Origin of the sequence: Pseudomonas sp. I2 (genome assembly GCF_040984075.1) — a bacterium.
GTDB classification, from domain to species: Bacteria; Pseudomonadota; Gammaproteobacteria; order Pseudomonadales; family Pseudomonadaceae; genus Aquipseudomonas; species Aquipseudomonas guariconensis_B.
In genome coordinates this window covers 24,040-37,988 of the sequence record NZ_JBCGFQ010000002.1, presented here as the reverse complement: position 1 = coordinate 37,988, position 13,949 = coordinate 24,040, and the positions used below count along the sequence as shown (strand labels likewise).

The following is a 13,949-nucleotide window of genomic DNA, read 5'->3' as shown; positions in this document are numbered from 1 at the left end:
TCGATTGCCGGACGGAGGTCGCGCGAGCCTGTCGCTGGCCTGAACGACTCGGGCGATGGCCTTGGGGCGGGCCTGCCGCGATGCTATAGTTCGCCGCTATTCGGCCCGCCAAGGGGCGCGTGTGCCTTCACGATGAAGGTGGGCGTCCATGGAGACGAGGCTGCATCGCAAGGAGTCTAGATGAGTGTGGATAGCGCCTACGCGGTCGAGTTGAAGGGCGTCACCTTCAAGCGCGGTTCGCGCAGCATTTTCAGCAATGTCGACATCCGCATCCCCCGCGGCAAGGTCACCGGCATCATGGGGCCTTCCGGGTGCGGCAAGACGACCCTGCTGCGCCTGATGGGCGCGCAGTTGCGCCCGTCCAGCGGCGAGGTGTGGGTCGCTGGGCAGAACTTGCCGACCCTGTCCCGGGGCGACCTGTTCGACGCGCGCAAGCAGATGGGCGTGCTGTTCCAGAGCGGCGCGCTGTTTACCGATCTCGACGTGTTCGAGAACGTCGCCTTCCCGTTGCGGGTGCACACCCAGTTGTCGGACGAGATGATCCGCGACATCGTCCTGATGAAGCTGCAGGCCGTGGGCCTGCGCGGGGCCATCGACCTGATGCCGGACGAGCTGTCCGGCGGCATGAAGCGCCGGGTCGCGCTGGCCCGGGCGATCGCCCTCGACCCGCAGATCCTTATGTACGACGAGCCGTTCGTCGGCCAGGACCCGATCGCCATGGGCGTGCTGGTGCGCCTGATCCGCCTGCTCAACGATGCCCTGGGCATCACCAGCATCGTGGTTTCCCACGACCTGGCCGAGACTGCCAGCATCGCCGACTACATCTATGTGGTCGGTGACGGCCAGGTGCTGGGGCAGGGTACGCCTGACGAACTGATGGGCTCGGACAACCCGCGTATCCGCCAGTTCATGAAGGGCGATCCGGACGGTCCGGTGCCATTCCACTTTCCCGCGCCTGATTACCGCGCCGATCTGCTGGGGGCGCATTGATGCGCAGACGATCCTTACTCGAACGTATCCGTCTTCTCGGTCGCTCGGCCATCGACGTGCTGGCCGTGCTGGGGCGTTCCTGCCTGTTCCTGTTCCATGCGCTGGTCGGGCGCGGCGGCATCGGCGGCAGCTTCCAGCTGCTGGTCAAGCAGCTGTATTCGGTTGGCGTGCTGTCGCTGGCGATCATCGTGGTCTCTGGCCTGTTCATCGGCATGGTGCTGGCCCTGCAGGGCTACAGCATCCTGACCAAGTACGGTTCCGAGCAGGCGGTGGGGCAGATGGTCGCCCTGACCCTGCTGCGCGAACTCGGCCCGGTGGTCACCGCCTTGCTGTTCGCCGGGCGCGCGGGCTCGGCACTGACCGCCGAGATCGGCAACATGAAATCCACCGAGCAACTGTCGAGCCTGGAGATGATCGGGGTCGACCCGCTCAAGTACATCGTTGCCCCGCGCCTGTGGGCAGGCTTCATCTCGCTGCCGATGCTGGCGCTGATCTTCAGCGTGGTCGGCATCTGGGGCGGGTCCTGGGTGGCAGTGGACTGGCTGGGCGTGTACGAAGGCTCGTTCTGGGCCAACATGCAGAACAGCGTTTCCTTTACCGACGACGTGCTCAATGGGCTGATCAAGAGCCTGGTGTTCGCCTTCGTCGTCACCTGGATCGCCGTGTTCCAGGGGTATGACTGCGAGCCCACCTCAGAAGGGATCAGCCGTGCCACCACCAAGACCGTGGTCTACGCCTCGTTGGCGGTCCTGGGTCTGGACTTTATTCTGACCGCCTTGATGTTTGGAGATTTCTGATGCAAAACCGCACCCTGGAAATCGGTGTCGGCCTGTTCCTTCTGGCCGGGATCCTGGCGTTGCTGCTGCTGGCCCTGCGTGTCAGCGGGCTGTCCGCCAGCCCGAGCAGCGACACGTACAAAGTTTATGCGTACTTCGACAATATCGCCGGTTTGACTGTCAGAGCAAAGGTGACCATGGCCGGCGTGACCATCGGCAAGGTCACGGCCATCGATCTGGACCGTGATTCCTACACCGGTCGGGTGACCCTGCAGCTGGACAAGCACGTCGACAACCTGCCGACCGACTCCACTGCCTCGATCCTGACCGCCGGGTTGCTCGGCGAGAAATACATCGGCATCAGCGTGGGCGGCGAGGACGAGGTGCTCAAGGACGGTAGCACCATCCACGACACCCAGTCGGCCCTGGTGCTGGAAGATCTGATTGGCAAGTTCCTGCTCAACTCCGTTGGCAAGGAACCGAAAGAAGCCCAACCAGCTAATTGAGGAGTTTTCATGATTTCGATCCTGCGACGTGGCCTGCTGGTCCTGCTGGCGGCCTTCCCCCTGATGGCCCTGGCGGCGCCGGGGCAATCCGCCCGTGATGTGATCCAGGGCACCACCAACGAACTGCTGGCCGACCTCAAGGCCAACAAGGAACAGTACAAGACCAGTCCGCAAGCGTTCTACGATGCGCTCAACCGCGTGCTCGGCCCGGTGGTCGACGCCGATGGCATTTCCAAGAGCATCATGACCGTCAAGTACTCGCGCAAGGCGACGCCTGCGCAGATGCAGCGCTTCCAGGAGAACTTCAAGCGCAGCCTGATGCAGTTCTATGGCAATGCCCTGCTGGAGTACAACAACCAGGGCATCACCGTCGACCCGGCCAAGGGCGAGGAAGGCGATCGCACCAGCGTCGGCATGAAGGTCACCGGCAACAACGGCGCGGTCTACCCGGTCCAGTACACCATGGTCAAGCTGGGCGGCGAGTGGAAGGTGCGCAACGTCATCGTCAACGGCATCAACATCGGCAAACTGTTCCGCGACCAGTTCGCCGACGCCATGCAGCGCAACGGCAACGACCTGGACAAGACCATCGACGGCTGGGCCGGCGAGGTGGCCAAGGCCAAGGAAACCGCCGACAAGTCGCCAGACAAGGAAGTGCAATGAGCGAAGCCGGCGTGAGCATGGCCGAGCCGGGCGTCCTGCGCCTGGCCGGCGTGCTGGACTACCGCAGCGGCCCGACCCTGCGCAAGGAAGGCAAGGCGTTGATCGCCGCCTGTCGCGAGCCGCGCCTGGTGCTGGATTGCTCGGCGGTGGTGAAGTCCTCCAGTGTCGGCCTTTCCCTGCTGCTGGCGTTCATGCGTGACGCCCAGGCGGCGGGCAAGGGTTGGGAAGTGCGCGAGATGCCCGACGCCATGCGGGAAATCGCCGAGGTGTATGACCTCGATGAAGTGCTGGCGGGCTGATGGCTCGCCTTCAATGGATGGCCCCTCGGTCAGCACGCCCGTCCATGGGCTTCGCAGGCGAGGGGCTTTTTTGTATGATGGCCGACCCGCGCGCACAGGGCGCCGATTGAGGTTGAGCATGCAGGCCGTAGAAGTTAAGAACTTCCTTGAAGAGAAATTGCCGGGAACCCGGGTCGAAGTTGAGGGCGAAGGCTGCAACTTCCAGTTGAACGTGATCAGCGACGAGTTGGCCGGCCAGAGCCCGGTCAAGCGCCAGCAGGCGATCTATGCTCACCTGAACCCGTGGATCGCCGATGGCAGCATCCATGCGGTAACCATGAAATTTTTCAGCAGCGCAGCCTGGGCTGAGCGCACCTGAGCCAACTTGGCGGCGAGACTCCAATGGACAAACTGATTATCACTGGCGGCGCCCGCCTCGACGGCGAGATCCGCATTTCCGGGGCGAAGAACGCCGCCCTGCCGATCCTCTCGGCCACCTTGTTGGCCGACGGTCCGGTCACCGTGGGCAACCTGCCGCACCTGCACGACATCACCACCATGATCGAGCTGTTCGGCCGCATGGGCATCGAGCCTGTGATCGACGAGAAGCTGGCGGTGGAGATCGACCCGCGCACCATCAAGACCCTGGTCGCCCCCTACGAGCTGGTCAAGACCATGCGTGCCTCGATCCTCGTGCTCGGCCCGATGGTCGCCCGCTTCGGCAAGGCCGAAGTGGCCCTGCCGGGCGGCTGCGCCATCGGTTCGCGTCCGGTCGACCTGCACATTCGCGGCCTGGAGGCCATGGGCGCGAAGATCGAGGTCGAGGGCGGCTACATCAAGGCCCAGGCACCTGAGGGCGGCCTGCGCGGCGCGCACTTCTTCTTCGATACCGTCAGCGTGACCGGTACCGAGAACATCATGATGGCCGCGGCGCTCGCCAAGGGCCGCAGCGTGCTGCAGAACGCCGCCCGTGAGCCGGAGGTGGTCGACCTGGCCAACTTCCTGATCGCCATGGGCGCCAAGATCCAAGGCGCCGGCACCGACACCATCACCATCGATGGCGTCGAGCGCCTGCACTCGGCCAACTACCGCGTGATGCCCGACCGGATCGAGACCGGCACCTACCTGGTCGCCGCCGCCGTGACCGGTGGCCGCGTCAAGCTCAAGGACACCGATCCGACCATCCTCGAGGCGGTGCTGGAGAAGCTCAAGGAAGCCGGCGCCGAGATCACCACTGGCGAAGACTGGATCGAGCTGGACATGCACGGCAAGCGGCCCAAGGCCGTCAACCTGCGCACCGCCCCGTATCCGGCGTTCCCGACCGACATGCAGGCGCAGTTCATCTCGCTCAACGCCATCGCCGAAGGCACGGGCGCGGTGATCGAGACCATCTTCGAGAACCGCTTCATGCACGTCTACGAGATGCACCGCATGGGCGCGCAGATCCAGGTCGAAGGCAACACCGCCATCGTCACCGGGGTCAAGGCGCTCAAGGGCGCACCGGTCATGGCCACCGACCTGCGGGCCTCGGCCAGCCTGGTGCTGTCGGCCCTGGTGGCTGAAGGCGACACCCTGATCGATCGCATCTACCACATCGACCGTGGTTACGAGTGCATCGAGGAAAAACTGCAGATGCTGGGCGCGAAGATCCGTCGCGTACCGGGCTAGTCTGTGATTGGCGCAGGGACGCGCCAGCCGAATCGTATGCGGTCGGGCGCGTGCCCGGCCGGCAGTAGACGCTTAAGGACCGACGCTCCAATGTTGACCATCGCGCTATCCAAGGGCCGCATCCTCGACGACACCCTGCCGCTGCTGGCAGAGGCCGGCATCGTGCCGACCGAGAATCCGGACAAGAGCCGCAAGCTGATCATCCCCACGACCCAGGAAGACGTGCGCCTGTTGATCGTGCGTGCCACCGACGTGCCGACCTATGTCGAGCATGGCGCCGCCGACCTGGGTGTGGCCGGCAAGGACGTGCTCATGGAGTACGGTGGCCAGGGTCTGTACGAGCCCCTGGACCTGCAGATCGCCCGTTGCAAGCTGATGACCGCCGGTGCGGTGGGAGCACCGGAGCCCAAGGGCCGCCTGCGCGTGGCCACCAAGTTCGTCAATGTCGCCAAGCGCTATTATGCCGAGCAGGGCCGCCAGGTCGACATCATCAAGCTCTACGGCTCCATGGAGCTGGCGCCGTTGATCGGCCTGGCCGACAAGATCATCGACGTGGTCGACACCGGCAACACCTTGCGCGCCAATGGCCTGGAGCCCCAGGAACTGATCGCCACCATCAGCTCGCGCCTGGTGGTCAACAAGGCCTCCATGAAGATGCAGCACGCGCGCATCCAGAGCCTGATCGATACCCTGCGCCAGGCTGTCGAATCGCGACACCGCGGCTGACCTCTGCGCGCGACCTTCGCTGTCGCGCCCATCTATCCGCGTCATAGCCAATTTTCTCGGGTGCCCGCGCGGATGGACTGGTAGCCTAGGGCGCCTGAGCATTCGCTAATCATCGAGGCCCTCGCCATGACCGTGTCCACTGCAATTGCCCGTCTCAACGCTGCTGATCCGGATTTCGCCCGACATCTGGATCATCTGCTGAGCTGGGAAAGTGTGTCCGATGACGCGGTCAACCAGCGCGTGCTCGACATCATCAAGGCCGTGCGCGAGCGTGGCGACGAAGCCCTGGTGGCGTTCACCCAGCGTTTCGACGGCGTCGACGCCAAAAGCATCGATGACCTGATCCTGGGCCGCGAGCGCCTGGAACTGGCCCTGACCCGCATCACCCCGGCCCAGCGCGAAGCCCTGGAGAAGGCCGCCAGCCGTGTGCGCATGTACCACGAGCGGCAGAAGCAGGACTCCTGGCAGTACACCGAAGCCGACGGCACCGTACTCGGCCAGAAGGTCACCCCGCTGGACCGCGCCGGCCTGTACGTGCCCGGCGGCAAGGCGTCGTACCCCTCGTCGGTGCTGATGAACGCCATCCCGGCCAAGGTCGCCGGGGTTTCCGAGGTGGTGATGGTGGTGCCGACCCCGCGCGGCGAGGTCAATGAACTGGTGCTGGCCGCCGCCTGCATCGCCGGTGTCGACCGGGTGTTCACCGTCGGTGGTGCCCAGGCCGTCGCGGCCCTGGCCTACGGCACCGAAAGCGTGCCCCAGGTGGACAAGATCGTCGGCCCGGGCAACATCTACGTGGCCACCGCCAAGCGCCACGTGTTCGGTCAGGTCGGCATCGACATGATCGCCGGTCCGTCGGAAATCCTCGTGGTGTGCGACGGCCAGACCGATCCGGACTGGATCGCCATGGACCTGTTCTCCCAGGCCGAGCACGACGAAGATGCCCAGGCCATCCTGGTCAGCCCGGATGCCGCCTTCCTCGATCGCGTCGCCGCCAGCATCGACAAGCTGCTGCCGACCATGGAGCGTGCCGAGATCATCGAGAAGTCGATCAATGGCCGTGGTGCGCTGATCCAGGTGCGCGACATGCAGCAGGCCATGGACGTGGCCAACCGCATCGCGCCCGAGCACCTGGAGCTGTCGGTGGCCGATCCGCAGGCCTGGCTGCCGCACATCCGCCACGCCGGCGCGATCTTCATGGGCCGCCACACCAGCGAAGCGCTGGGTGACTACTGCGCAGGCCCCAACCACGTCTTGCCGACTTCCGGCACCGCGCGCTTTTCTTCGCCGCTGGGGGTATACGACTTCCAGAAGCGTTCGTCGATCATCTTCTGCTCCGAGCAGGGCGCGTCCGAGCTGGGCCACACCGCTTCGGTCCTGGCCCGTGGCGAATCGCTGACCGCCCACGCCCGCAGCGCCGAATACCGCATCCTCACCGAGAACGAGGGGAACTGAACATGAGCCGATTCTGGAGCCCCTTCGTCAAGGATCTGGTGCCCTACGTGCCGGGCGAGCAGCCGAAGCTGACCCGCCTGGTCAAGCTCAATACCAACGAGAACCCCTATGGCCCGTCGCCCAAGGCGCTGGAGGCCATGCGCGACGAGTTGAACGATAACCTGCGCCTGTATCCGGACCCGAACGGCGACCGCCTCAAGCAGGCGGTCGCCGACTACTATGGCGTCACGCCACAGCAGGTGTTCGTCGGCAATGGTTCGGACGAAGTGCTGGCGCACATCTTCCACGGCCTGTTCCAACACGATGCGCCGCTGCTGTTCCCGGACATCAGCTACAGCTTCTACCCGGTCTACTGTGGCCTGTACGGCATTCCGTTCGAGCAGGTGGCGCTGGATGAGCAGTTCCAGATCCGGATCGAGGACTACCGCAAGCCCAACGCCGGGATCATCTTCCCCAACCCCAACGCGCCCACCGGCTGCCTGCTGCCGCTGGAGGCGATCGAGCGCTTGCTCGAGGCCAACCGCGACTCGGTGGTGGTGGTGGACGAGGCCTACATCGACTTTGGCGGCCAGACCGCCATCAGCCTGGTGGACCGCTACGACAACCTGCTGGTGACCCAGACCCTGTCCAAGTCGCGCTCCCTGGCGGGGCTGCGGGTTGGCCTGGCCGTCGGTCACCCGGCGTTGATCGAGGCGCTGGAGCGGATCAAGAACAGCTTCAACTCCTACCCGCTGGACCGCATGGCGATCGTCGGCGCGGCGGCGGCGTTCGAGGACCGGGCGTACTTCGAACAGACCTGCCGCCAGGTGATCGACAGCCGCGAGGCGCTGGTCGAGCAACTGGTTGCGCGAGGTTTCCAAGTGCTGCCGTCGGCGGCCAACTTCATCTTCGCCCGCCATCCGCAGCAGGATGCCGCTGGGCTGGCGGCACGCTTGCGTGAGCAGGGGGTGATCGTGCGGCACTTCAAGCAGGCGCGTATCGCCCAGTTCCTGCGGATCACCATCGGTACGCCGGAGCAGAACCAGGCGCTGCTCGATGCGCTGAACTGACTCGGCCGTAGCGGCCTCTTCGCGGTCAAGCCCGCTCTCACGGGGAGCGGTGCTGATCGCAAGGCCATTTGGGGCTGCTTTGCAGCCGATATCGTTTCGGCGCTGTGAAAAACCAACCTTGCCCCTGCGGTATTCCAGGGTTATCGTTCACTTTTTCGCAAAAATCATCCGATGACTGGATGTCCCCATGACTCCGTTAATCAAACGCTCCCTGGTCGAGCAAGCCGTAGACCAACTGCGCAACCGCATCACCAGCGGCACCTGGGCCATCGGCCAGCGCCTGCCGACCGAGCCCGAACTGGCCCTGGAGCTGGGCATCAGCCGCAACACCGTGCGTGAGGCCATGCGGGTGCTGGCCTTCAGTGGCCTGGTGGAAATCCGCCAGGGCGACGGCAGCTACCTGCGTACCGCCCAGGACCCGCTCCAGGCGGTCCAGGCCATGTCCCGCTGCACCCCCGAGCAGGCCCGCGAAACCCGCCACATCCTCGAAGCCGAGGCGATCGGGCTGGCCGCCCTGCGTCGCACCGAGGACGACCTGGCCCGCCTGCGCGAGGCGCTTGCCGATAGCGCGGCGCATTTCCATGGTGATGTCGAGGCCTACGTCACCTGTGACCTGGTCTTCCACCAGCGCCTGGTGGACGCCGCCCACAACCCCGCCCTGAGCGAGTTGTACCGCTATTTCTCCGGCGTGGTGGCGGCGGCGCTGCAGCTCAACATGAGCACTGCCCCCCGTTGCCAGAAGGTTTTCGACCTGCATGGGCAGATTCTCGACGCCATCGAGCAGCGCGACGCGGAGCGGGCCAAGCGCCTGAGCCGCACCCTCATCGAATCCTGAAAGCGAGACTCCCATGGCTGAACAATTGACCCGCCACACCGCCCCCCGCGAGGCGGAGCTCGATGAACTGCTCATCGATGCCGAAGCCGACGACGAGCAGGTCCAGCAGCAACCGGTGCTCCTGCAGCGGCCCTGGTTGTTGCTGCTGGGCCTGGTACTGGTGGCGCTGAACCTGCGTCCGGCGCTGTCGAGCATGGCGCCGGTGCTGGGCCAGGTCAGCGAGGGGCTGGGACTGAATGCTTCCCAGGCCGGCTTGCTGACCACCTTGCCGGTGCTCTGCCTGGGGCTGTTCGCGCCATTGGCGCCGGTCCTGGCGCGGCGTTTCGGCAGCGAGCGGGTGATCCTCGGCATTCTCCTGACCCTGGCCCTGGGCATCCTGGTGCGCAGTGCCCTGGGGACGGCTGGGGTGTTCATCGGCAGCCTGATGGCGGGGGCCAGCATCGGCATCATCGGCGTCTTGCTGCCAGGCATCGTCAAGCGCGACTTCCCACAGCATGCGGGGACCCTCACTGGCGTCTACACCATGGCCCTGTGCCTCGGTGCCGCGATGGCCGCCGGCGCGACCGTACCGCTGGCCCAGCGCTTCGACGACAGCTGGGCGATGGGCCTGGGTTTCTGGCTGGTGCCGGCATTGCTGGCGATGCTCGTGTGGTTGCCCCAGGCGCGCCAGGGGCATGGCCTGCACAAGGTGGCCTACCGGGTGCGCGGTCTGTGGCGCGACCCGCTGGCCTGGCAGGTGACGTTGTACATGGGCCTGCAATCTTCGCTGGCCTACATCGTCTTCGGCTGGCTGCCATCGATCCTCATTGGCCGCGGCCTGAGCCCGACCGAGGCAGGCCTGGTGCTGTCCGGCTCGGTGATCGTGCAACTGGTCAGTTCGCTCAGTGCGCCCTGGCTGGCGACCCGTGGCAAGGACCAGCGCCTGGCCATCGTGATCGTCATGCTGGTCACCCTGGCCGGGTTGTTCGGCTGCCTGTATGCGCCGCTTTCCGGCCTGTGGGGCTGGGCGGTCCTGCTGGGCCTGGGGCAGGGCGGTACCTTCGCCCTGGCCCTGACCCTGATCGTGTTGCGTTCCAAGGATGCTCATGTGGCCGCCAACCTCTCGAGCATGGCCCAGGGCGTGGGCTACACCCTGGCCTCCATGGGGCCTTTCGCCGTGGGGCTGGTGCATGACCTGACCGGTGGCTGGGCTGCGGTGGGCTGGATCTTCGCGGTGCTGGGCGTGGGCGCCATCGTGTTCGGCCTTGGTGCCGGGCGGGCGCTGCATGTGCAGGTGGAGAGCGAACGGGTTTGAGGCCTGCACAAATGGCGCGAATGGCCATGGCGACATCGCCCGCGGCGGATTATCGTTCAGGTTTCGCCCTGCAGGACGGAGCAGCCCCATGAGCGACGCCAACCACGCCCTGATCTGCCGCTTCTACCAGGCTTTCCAGCGCCTGGACGCCGAGGCCATGGTGGCCTGCTACAGCGATGACATCGTCTTCACCGACCCGGTCTTCGGCACCTTGCGCGGCAGTGACGTCGGCGATATGTGGCGGTTGCTCACAACCCGCGCCAGGGATTTCTCCCTGACCTTCGACCACGTCCATGCCAACCAGGACAGCGGCTGCGCGCACTGGGTGGCGACCTACCTGTTCAGCCAGACCGGGCGCACCGTGGTCAACGACATCCAGGCGCGTTTCGTGATCCGCAATGGGCTGATTCGTCAGCACGATGACAGCTTCGACCTGTGGGCTTGGTCGCGTCAGGCCCTGGGCCTGCCCGGGCTGCTGCTGGGGTGGTCGCCTATGTTGCAGAACAAGATACGCCAGCAGGCATTCAAGGGGCTGCGGGCGTTCCAGCAAGGGCGTTGAGCGGTTAAGCTGGCGGCCTTTCCCAGCTGTCCTGAATCGAGCCGTGAGCGAGACATCCCTTCCCAAACCCTGGTACGTCTACCTGGTCCGCGCCGCCAACGGATCCTTGTACTGCGGTATCAGCGACGATCCGCAGCGACGTTTCCTCCAGCATCAGAAAGGGCAGGGGGCACGTTACTTCAAGACCAGCCCGGCCCAGGCGCTGGTCTATGTCGAGCAGTGGCCGGACAAGGCCGAGGCGCTGCGCCAGGAGCGTTTGGTCAAGAAGCTGCGCAAGTCGGCCAAGGAAGCGTTGGTGGCGGCCTATGGTGGCGTGACCCACGGCTCCTAGGGCGCTTGTGCGACCCATTCGCTCAAGAACGGCGCAGTCCCGGCGATGGGCTGCGAGGCAGCCCCGCGGTTTCACTCCTTGCGGCGCTTGAGCTGGTCGACCAGTTGGGTCGGCAGACCCTTGATGATCAGGGTGCCGGCTTCTTCGTCATACTCCACCTTGTCACCGAGCAGGTGCGCCTCGAAGCTGATCGACAGGCCTTCGGCGCGCCCGGTGAAGCGGCGGAACTGGTTGAGGGTGCGCTTGTCGGCCGGGATCTCCGGCGACAGGCCGTAGTCCTTGTTGCGGATATGGTCGTAGAAGGCCTTGGGGCGGTCCTCGTCGATCAGGCTGGACAGCTCCTCCAGGGTCACCGGCTCGCCCAGCTTGGTCTGGGTGGTGGCATATTCGACCAGGGTCTGGGTCTTCTCGCGGGCGGCCTCCTCGGGCAGGTCCTCGCTCTCGACGAAGTCGCTGAAGGCCTTGAGCAGGGTACGGGTCTCGCCGGGGCCATCGACCCCTTCCTGGCAGCCGATGAAGTCGCGGAAATAGTCCGAGACCTTCTTGCCGTTCTTGCCCTTGATGAACGAGATGTACTGCTTCGAGTTCTGGTTGTTCTTCCACTCCGACAGGTTGATCCGCGCCGCCAGGTGCAGTTGGCCCAGGTCGAGGTGGCGCGACGGGGTGACATCCAGCTCGGCGTTCACCGCCACGCCCTCGCTGTGGTGCAGCAGGGCGATCGCCAGGTAGTCGGTCATGCCTTGCTGGTACTGGGCGAACAGCACATGGCCACCGACGGACAGGTTGGATTCTTCCATCAGCTTTTGCAGGTGCTCGACGGCGACACGGCTGAAGGCGGTGAAGTCCTTCTCCTCGTCCAGGTACTGCTTGAGCCAGCCGCTGAACGGGTAGGCCCCGGATTCGCCGTGGAAGAAGCCCCAGGCTTTGCCCTGCTTGGCGTTGTAGCTGTCGTTGAGGTCAGCCAGCAGGTTCTCGATGGCGTCCGATGCAGTCAGTTCGCTGTCCCGCGCATGGAGCACGGCGGGGCTGCCATCGGGCTTCTTGTCGATCAGGTGAACGATGCAATGACGGATTGGCATGGGATTCTCGAATGGTGTGGGGCGGTGCGAGGCCGCGCTGCAAAGTCGGCCAGTTTACCCCAGGGGCGGGGGCGATGCAGTGGCCGGATGTTGGCGTAAATGCCTGTTGTTGTTTTTTTGTTCAATTTTTTGCGTTTTACGACAAAACCCCCGAAAAACCTGCATAAAATCGAAGCCGGTAGCGGATATTTATCCATTCCTGTGGTAGTTTTGCGCGGTCTTGCGCCCCTTGGGTGGCGCATTGCTGGCAGATCGCTCGCGTCGTGTCGAACCAAACGCCGATTTTCGTATCTACATACGCGATTGGCGCGGCCCGCCGGACCTTTTCAGGGCTGGCCCGATAACCGATGTAGCACGCTGCATAACCACTGAATTTGATAGGGAAGGAACACCACCATGGCATTGACCAAAGACCAACTGATTGCCGACATCGCCGAATCGATCAGCGCCCCGAAGGCCACCGCCAAGAACGCGCTGGAGCAACTGGGCCAGATCGTTGCCGACCAACTGGAAAACGGCGCTGAGATCACTCTCCCAGGTATCGGCAAGCTGAAAGTCGCCGAGCGTCCTGCCCGTACTGGCCGCAACCCTTCGACTGGTGCCGCCATCGAAATCGCTGCCAAGAAAGTCGTCAAGTTCGTACCAGCCAAGGTCCTGACCGACGCCGTCAACAAGTAATTGTCGATGCCGTACTGAAACCGCGCCCGGCTTGCCCGGGCGCGGTTTTTCATACCTGCGGTTTGCTTTCACGGCGAGCGTGCCAGGCCTGGCGCGCGCTGTCGTCCAGGAAGCTCCAGGCGACCATGCGGCTCTGCTTCTGGCCCTGGCCCATCGCGACGATACGCTGTGCCTTAACCCCCGCCTTCTTCAGTGCTGCCTCGATGCCAGGCAGGTTGCTGGCTTTGGACACCAGGCTGGTGAACCACAGCACCTGCTCCCCGTACTGCGCGCTTTCGCCCACCAATTGGGTGACGAAGCGGATCTCGCCGCCCTCGCACCACAGCTCGTTGTTCTGCCCGCCGAAATTCAGCACGGGCAGCTTGCGCCTGGGGTCGAGCTTGCCAAGGTTCTTCCATTTGCGCTGGCTGCCGCGGGTGGCCTCCTCGCGGGAGGCGTGGAAGGGCGGGTTGCACAGGGTCAGGTCGAAACGCTCGTCGCCCTGCAGCAGGCCGGTGAGGATGTGGTTGCGGTTGGCTTGCTGGCGCAGGGTGATGGCCTTGCCCAGGCCGTTGGCCAGGACGATCGTCCTGGCCGAGGCCAGGGCCACCGGGTCGATGTCCGAGCCTAGGAAGCGCCAGCGGTAGTCGCTGTGGCCGAGCAGGGGGTAGATGCAGTTGGCGCCGACACCGATGTCCAGGGCGCGTACCTGGGCACCACGGGGGATCTCACCGCCGCTGTCCTCGGCCAGCAGGTCGGCCAGCACGTGGATGTAGTCGGCTCGGCCCGGGATTGGCGGGCACAGGTAGTCGGCCGGGATGTCCCAGTGCTGGATACCGTACTGGGCCTTGAGCAGGGCGCGGTTGAACACACGCACCGCCTGCGGGTTGGCGAAGTCGATGCTCGGCTTGCCGTAGGGGTTGGTGATGGTGAAGTTGGCCAGTTGCGGGTGCGCCTTGATCAGGCTGGGGAAGTCGTAGCGGCCCTGATGGCGGTTGCGCGGGTGCAGGGTGGGTTTTACGGTCATGGTCGGGTCCGGTGTCGCAGGCCAGGGGCTGCTGTGCAGCCCTTTCGCGACACAAGGCC

At 64.9% G+C, this 13,949-nt stretch carries 17 protein-coding genes; 15 read left to right on the top strand and 2 right to left on the bottom strand.

The window, feature by feature from the left end:
• Positions 1-180: 180 nt before the first annotated feature.
• From WCE05_RS01250 to WCE05_RS01185, 14 genes are all read left to right on the top strand, one after another.
• A complete protein-coding gene (locus tag WCE05_RS01250) occupies positions 181-990 on the top strand; it encodes an ATP-binding cassette domain-containing protein (protein WP_225787180.1) in 810 nt (269 codons plus the stop codon).
• Positions 990-1,787, top strand: coding sequence for a lipid asymmetry maintenance ABC transporter permease subunit MlaE (gene mlaE, locus WCE05_RS01245; protein ID WP_225787181.1), 798 nt, complete (start codon positions 990-992; stop codon positions 1,785-1,787). Before WCE05_RS01250 ends, mlaE begins: the two co-directional genes overlap by 1 nt.
• Entirely contained in the window at positions 1,787-2,272 is a 486-nt protein-coding gene (gene mlaD, locus WCE05_RS01240; RefSeq protein WP_225787182.1) for an outer membrane lipid asymmetry maintenance protein MlaD, read from the top strand. The genes mlaE and mlaD overlap by 1 nt, the downstream gene beginning before the upstream one ends.
• A gap of 9 nt (positions 2,273-2,281) precedes the next feature.
• Positions 2,282-2,935: a phospholipid-binding protein MlaC gene (locus WCE05_RS01235; protein ID WP_225787183.1), complete on the top strand. Its 654-nt coding sequence runs from the start codon at positions 2,282-2,284 to the stop codon at positions 2,933-2,935.
• Positions 2,932-3,234: a lipid asymmetry maintenance protein MlaB gene (locus WCE05_RS01230; protein WP_225787184.1), complete on the top strand. Its 303-nt coding sequence runs from the start codon at positions 2,932-2,934 to the stop codon at positions 3,232-3,234. The genes WCE05_RS01235 and WCE05_RS01230 overlap by 4 nt, the downstream gene beginning before the upstream one ends.
• A 118-nt stretch (positions 3,235-3,352) precedes the next feature.
• Positions 3,353-3,592: a BolA family protein gene (locus tag WCE05_RS01225; RefSeq protein WP_225787185.1), complete on the top strand. Its 240-nt coding sequence runs from the start codon at positions 3,353-3,355 to the stop codon at positions 3,590-3,592.
• 23 nt (positions 3,593-3,615) lie between these two features.
• Entirely contained in the window at positions 3,616-4,881 is a 1,266-nt protein-coding gene (gene murA / locus WCE05_RS01220; protein ID WP_225787186.1) for a UDP-N-acetylglucosamine 1-carboxyvinyltransferase, read from the top strand.
• A 90-nt stretch (positions 4,882-4,971) separates the two neighbouring features.
• Entirely contained in the window at positions 4,972-5,607 is a 636-nt protein-coding gene (gene hisG, locus WCE05_RS01215; protein WP_225787187.1) for an ATP phosphoribosyltransferase, read from the top strand.
• Between the two features lie 126 nt (positions 5,608-5,733).
• A complete protein-coding gene (gene hisD / locus WCE05_RS01210) occupies positions 5,734-7,059 on the top strand; it encodes a histidinol dehydrogenase (RefSeq protein WP_253081365.1) in 1,326 nt (441 codons plus the stop codon).
• 2 nt (positions 7,060-7,061) lie between these two features.
• A complete protein-coding gene (hisC, locus tag WCE05_RS01205) occupies positions 7,062-8,108 on the top strand; it encodes a histidinol-phosphate transaminase (RefSeq protein ID WP_225787189.1) in 1,047 nt (348 codons plus the stop codon).
• A gap of 187 nt (positions 8,109-8,295) precedes the next feature.
• The gene (locus WCE05_RS01200) at positions 8,296-8,943 is read left to right on the top strand and encodes a FadR/GntR family transcriptional regulator (protein ID WP_368815331.1); all 648 of its coding nucleotides are present in this window, start codon (positions 8,296-8,298) and stop codon (positions 8,941-8,943) included.
• Positions 8,944-8,956: 13 nt separating this feature from the next.
• A complete protein-coding gene (locus WCE05_RS01195) occupies positions 8,957-10,237 on the top strand; it encodes an MFS transporter (RefSeq protein ID WP_225787191.1) in 1,281 nt (426 codons plus the stop codon).
• Between the two features lie 88 nt (positions 10,238-10,325).
• Positions 10,326-10,796 carry a nuclear transport factor 2 family protein gene (locus WCE05_RS01190; RefSeq protein ID WP_225787192.1) on the top strand — a complete coding sequence of 157 codons (471 nt, stop codon included), beginning with the start codon at positions 10,326-10,328 and terminating at the stop codon, positions 10,794-10,796.
• Positions 10,797-10,839: 43 nt separating this feature from the next.
• Positions 10,840-11,127 (top strand): GIY-YIG nuclease family protein, encoded by a 288-nt coding sequence (locus WCE05_RS01185; RefSeq protein WP_225787193.1) that lies wholly within the window; start codon positions 10,840-10,842, stop codon positions 11,125-11,127.
• 71 nt (positions 11,128-11,198) lie between these two features.
• Here WCE05_RS01185 and yejK read toward each other — a convergent pair whose 3' ends face one another.
• Positions 11,199-12,206 (bottom strand): nucleoid-associated protein YejK, encoded by a 1,008-nt coding sequence (yejK, locus tag WCE05_RS01180; protein ID WP_225787194.1) that lies wholly within the window; start codon positions 12,204-12,206, stop codon positions 11,199-11,201.
• Positions 12,207-12,602: 396 nt separating this feature from the next.
• On the opposite strand from yejK, the gene WCE05_RS01175 reads away from it, so the two are divergent.
• Positions 12,603-12,884, top strand: coding sequence for an HU family DNA-binding protein (locus WCE05_RS01175; RefSeq protein WP_225787195.1), 282 nt, complete (start codon positions 12,603-12,605; stop codon positions 12,882-12,884).
• Positions 12,885-12,933: 49 nt separating this feature from the next.
• On the opposite strand, the gene rlmF is transcribed toward WCE05_RS01175, so the two are convergent.
• Positions 12,934-13,890, bottom strand: a complete 957-nt coding sequence (gene rlmF, locus WCE05_RS01170; RefSeq protein WP_225787196.1) for a 23S rRNA (adenine(1618)-N(6))-methyltransferase RlmF — start codon at positions 13,888-13,890, stop codon at positions 12,934-12,936.
• Between the last annotated feature and the right edge of the window lie 59 nt (positions 13,891-13,949).

Bases quoted from the DNA above. Each gene is read 5' to 3' on its own strand.
- WCE05_RS01225 (WP_225787185.1), top strand. From the start codon at position 3,353: ATGCAGGCCGTAGAAGTTAAGAACTTCCTTGAAGAGAAATTGCCGGGA.
- mlaD (WP_225787182.1), top strand. From the start codon at position 1,787: ATGCAAAACCGCACCCTGGAAATCGGTGTCGGCCTGTTCCTTCTGGCC.
- WCE05_RS01195 (WP_225787191.1), top strand. From the start codon at position 8,957: ATGGCTGAACAATTGACCCGCCACACCGCCCCCCGCGAGGCGGAGCTC.
- murA (WP_225787186.1), top strand. From the start codon at position 3,616: ATGGACAAACTGATTATCACTGGCGGCGCCCGCCTCGACGGCGAGATC.
- WCE05_RS01190 (WP_225787192.1), top strand. From the start codon at position 10,326: ATGAGCGACGCCAACCACGCCCTGATCTGCCGCTTCTACCAGGCTTTC.
- hisD (WP_253081365.1), top strand. From the start codon at position 5,734: ATGACCGTGTCCACTGCAATTGCCCGTCTCAACGCTGCTGATCCGGAT.
- yejK (WP_225787194.1), bottom strand. From the start codon at position 12,206: ATGCCAATCCGTCATTGCATCGTTCACCTGATCGACAAGAAGCCCGAT.
- WCE05_RS01235 (WP_225787183.1), top strand. From the start codon at position 2,282: ATGATTTCGATCCTGCGACGTGGCCTGCTGGTCCTGCTGGCGGCCTTC.
- WCE05_RS01200 (WP_368815331.1), top strand. From the start codon at position 8,296: ATGACTCCGTTAATCAAACGCTCCCTGGTCGAGCAAGCCGTAGACCAA.
- hisG (WP_225787187.1), top strand. From the start codon at position 4,972: ATGTTGACCATCGCGCTATCCAAGGGCCGCATCCTCGACGACACCCTG.
- mlaE (WP_225787181.1), top strand. From the start codon at position 990: ATGCGCAGACGATCCTTACTCGAACGTATCCGTCTTCTCGGTCGCTCG.
- WCE05_RS01230 (WP_225787184.1), top strand. From the start codon at position 2,932: ATGAGCGAAGCCGGCGTGAGCATGGCCGAGCCGGGCGTCCTGCGCCTG.
- hisC (WP_225787189.1), top strand. From the start codon at position 7,062: ATGAGCCGATTCTGGAGCCCCTTCGTCAAGGATCTGGTGCCCTACGTG.
- WCE05_RS01175 (WP_225787195.1), top strand. From the start codon at position 12,603: ATGGCATTGACCAAAGACCAACTGATTGCCGACATCGCCGAATCGATC.
- rlmF (WP_225787196.1), bottom strand. From the start codon at position 13,890: ATGACCGTAAAACCCACCCTGCACCCGCGCAACCGCCATCAGGGCCGC.
- WCE05_RS01250 (WP_225787180.1), top strand. From the start codon at position 181: ATGAGTGTGGATAGCGCCTACGCGGTCGAGTTGAAGGGCGTCACCTTC.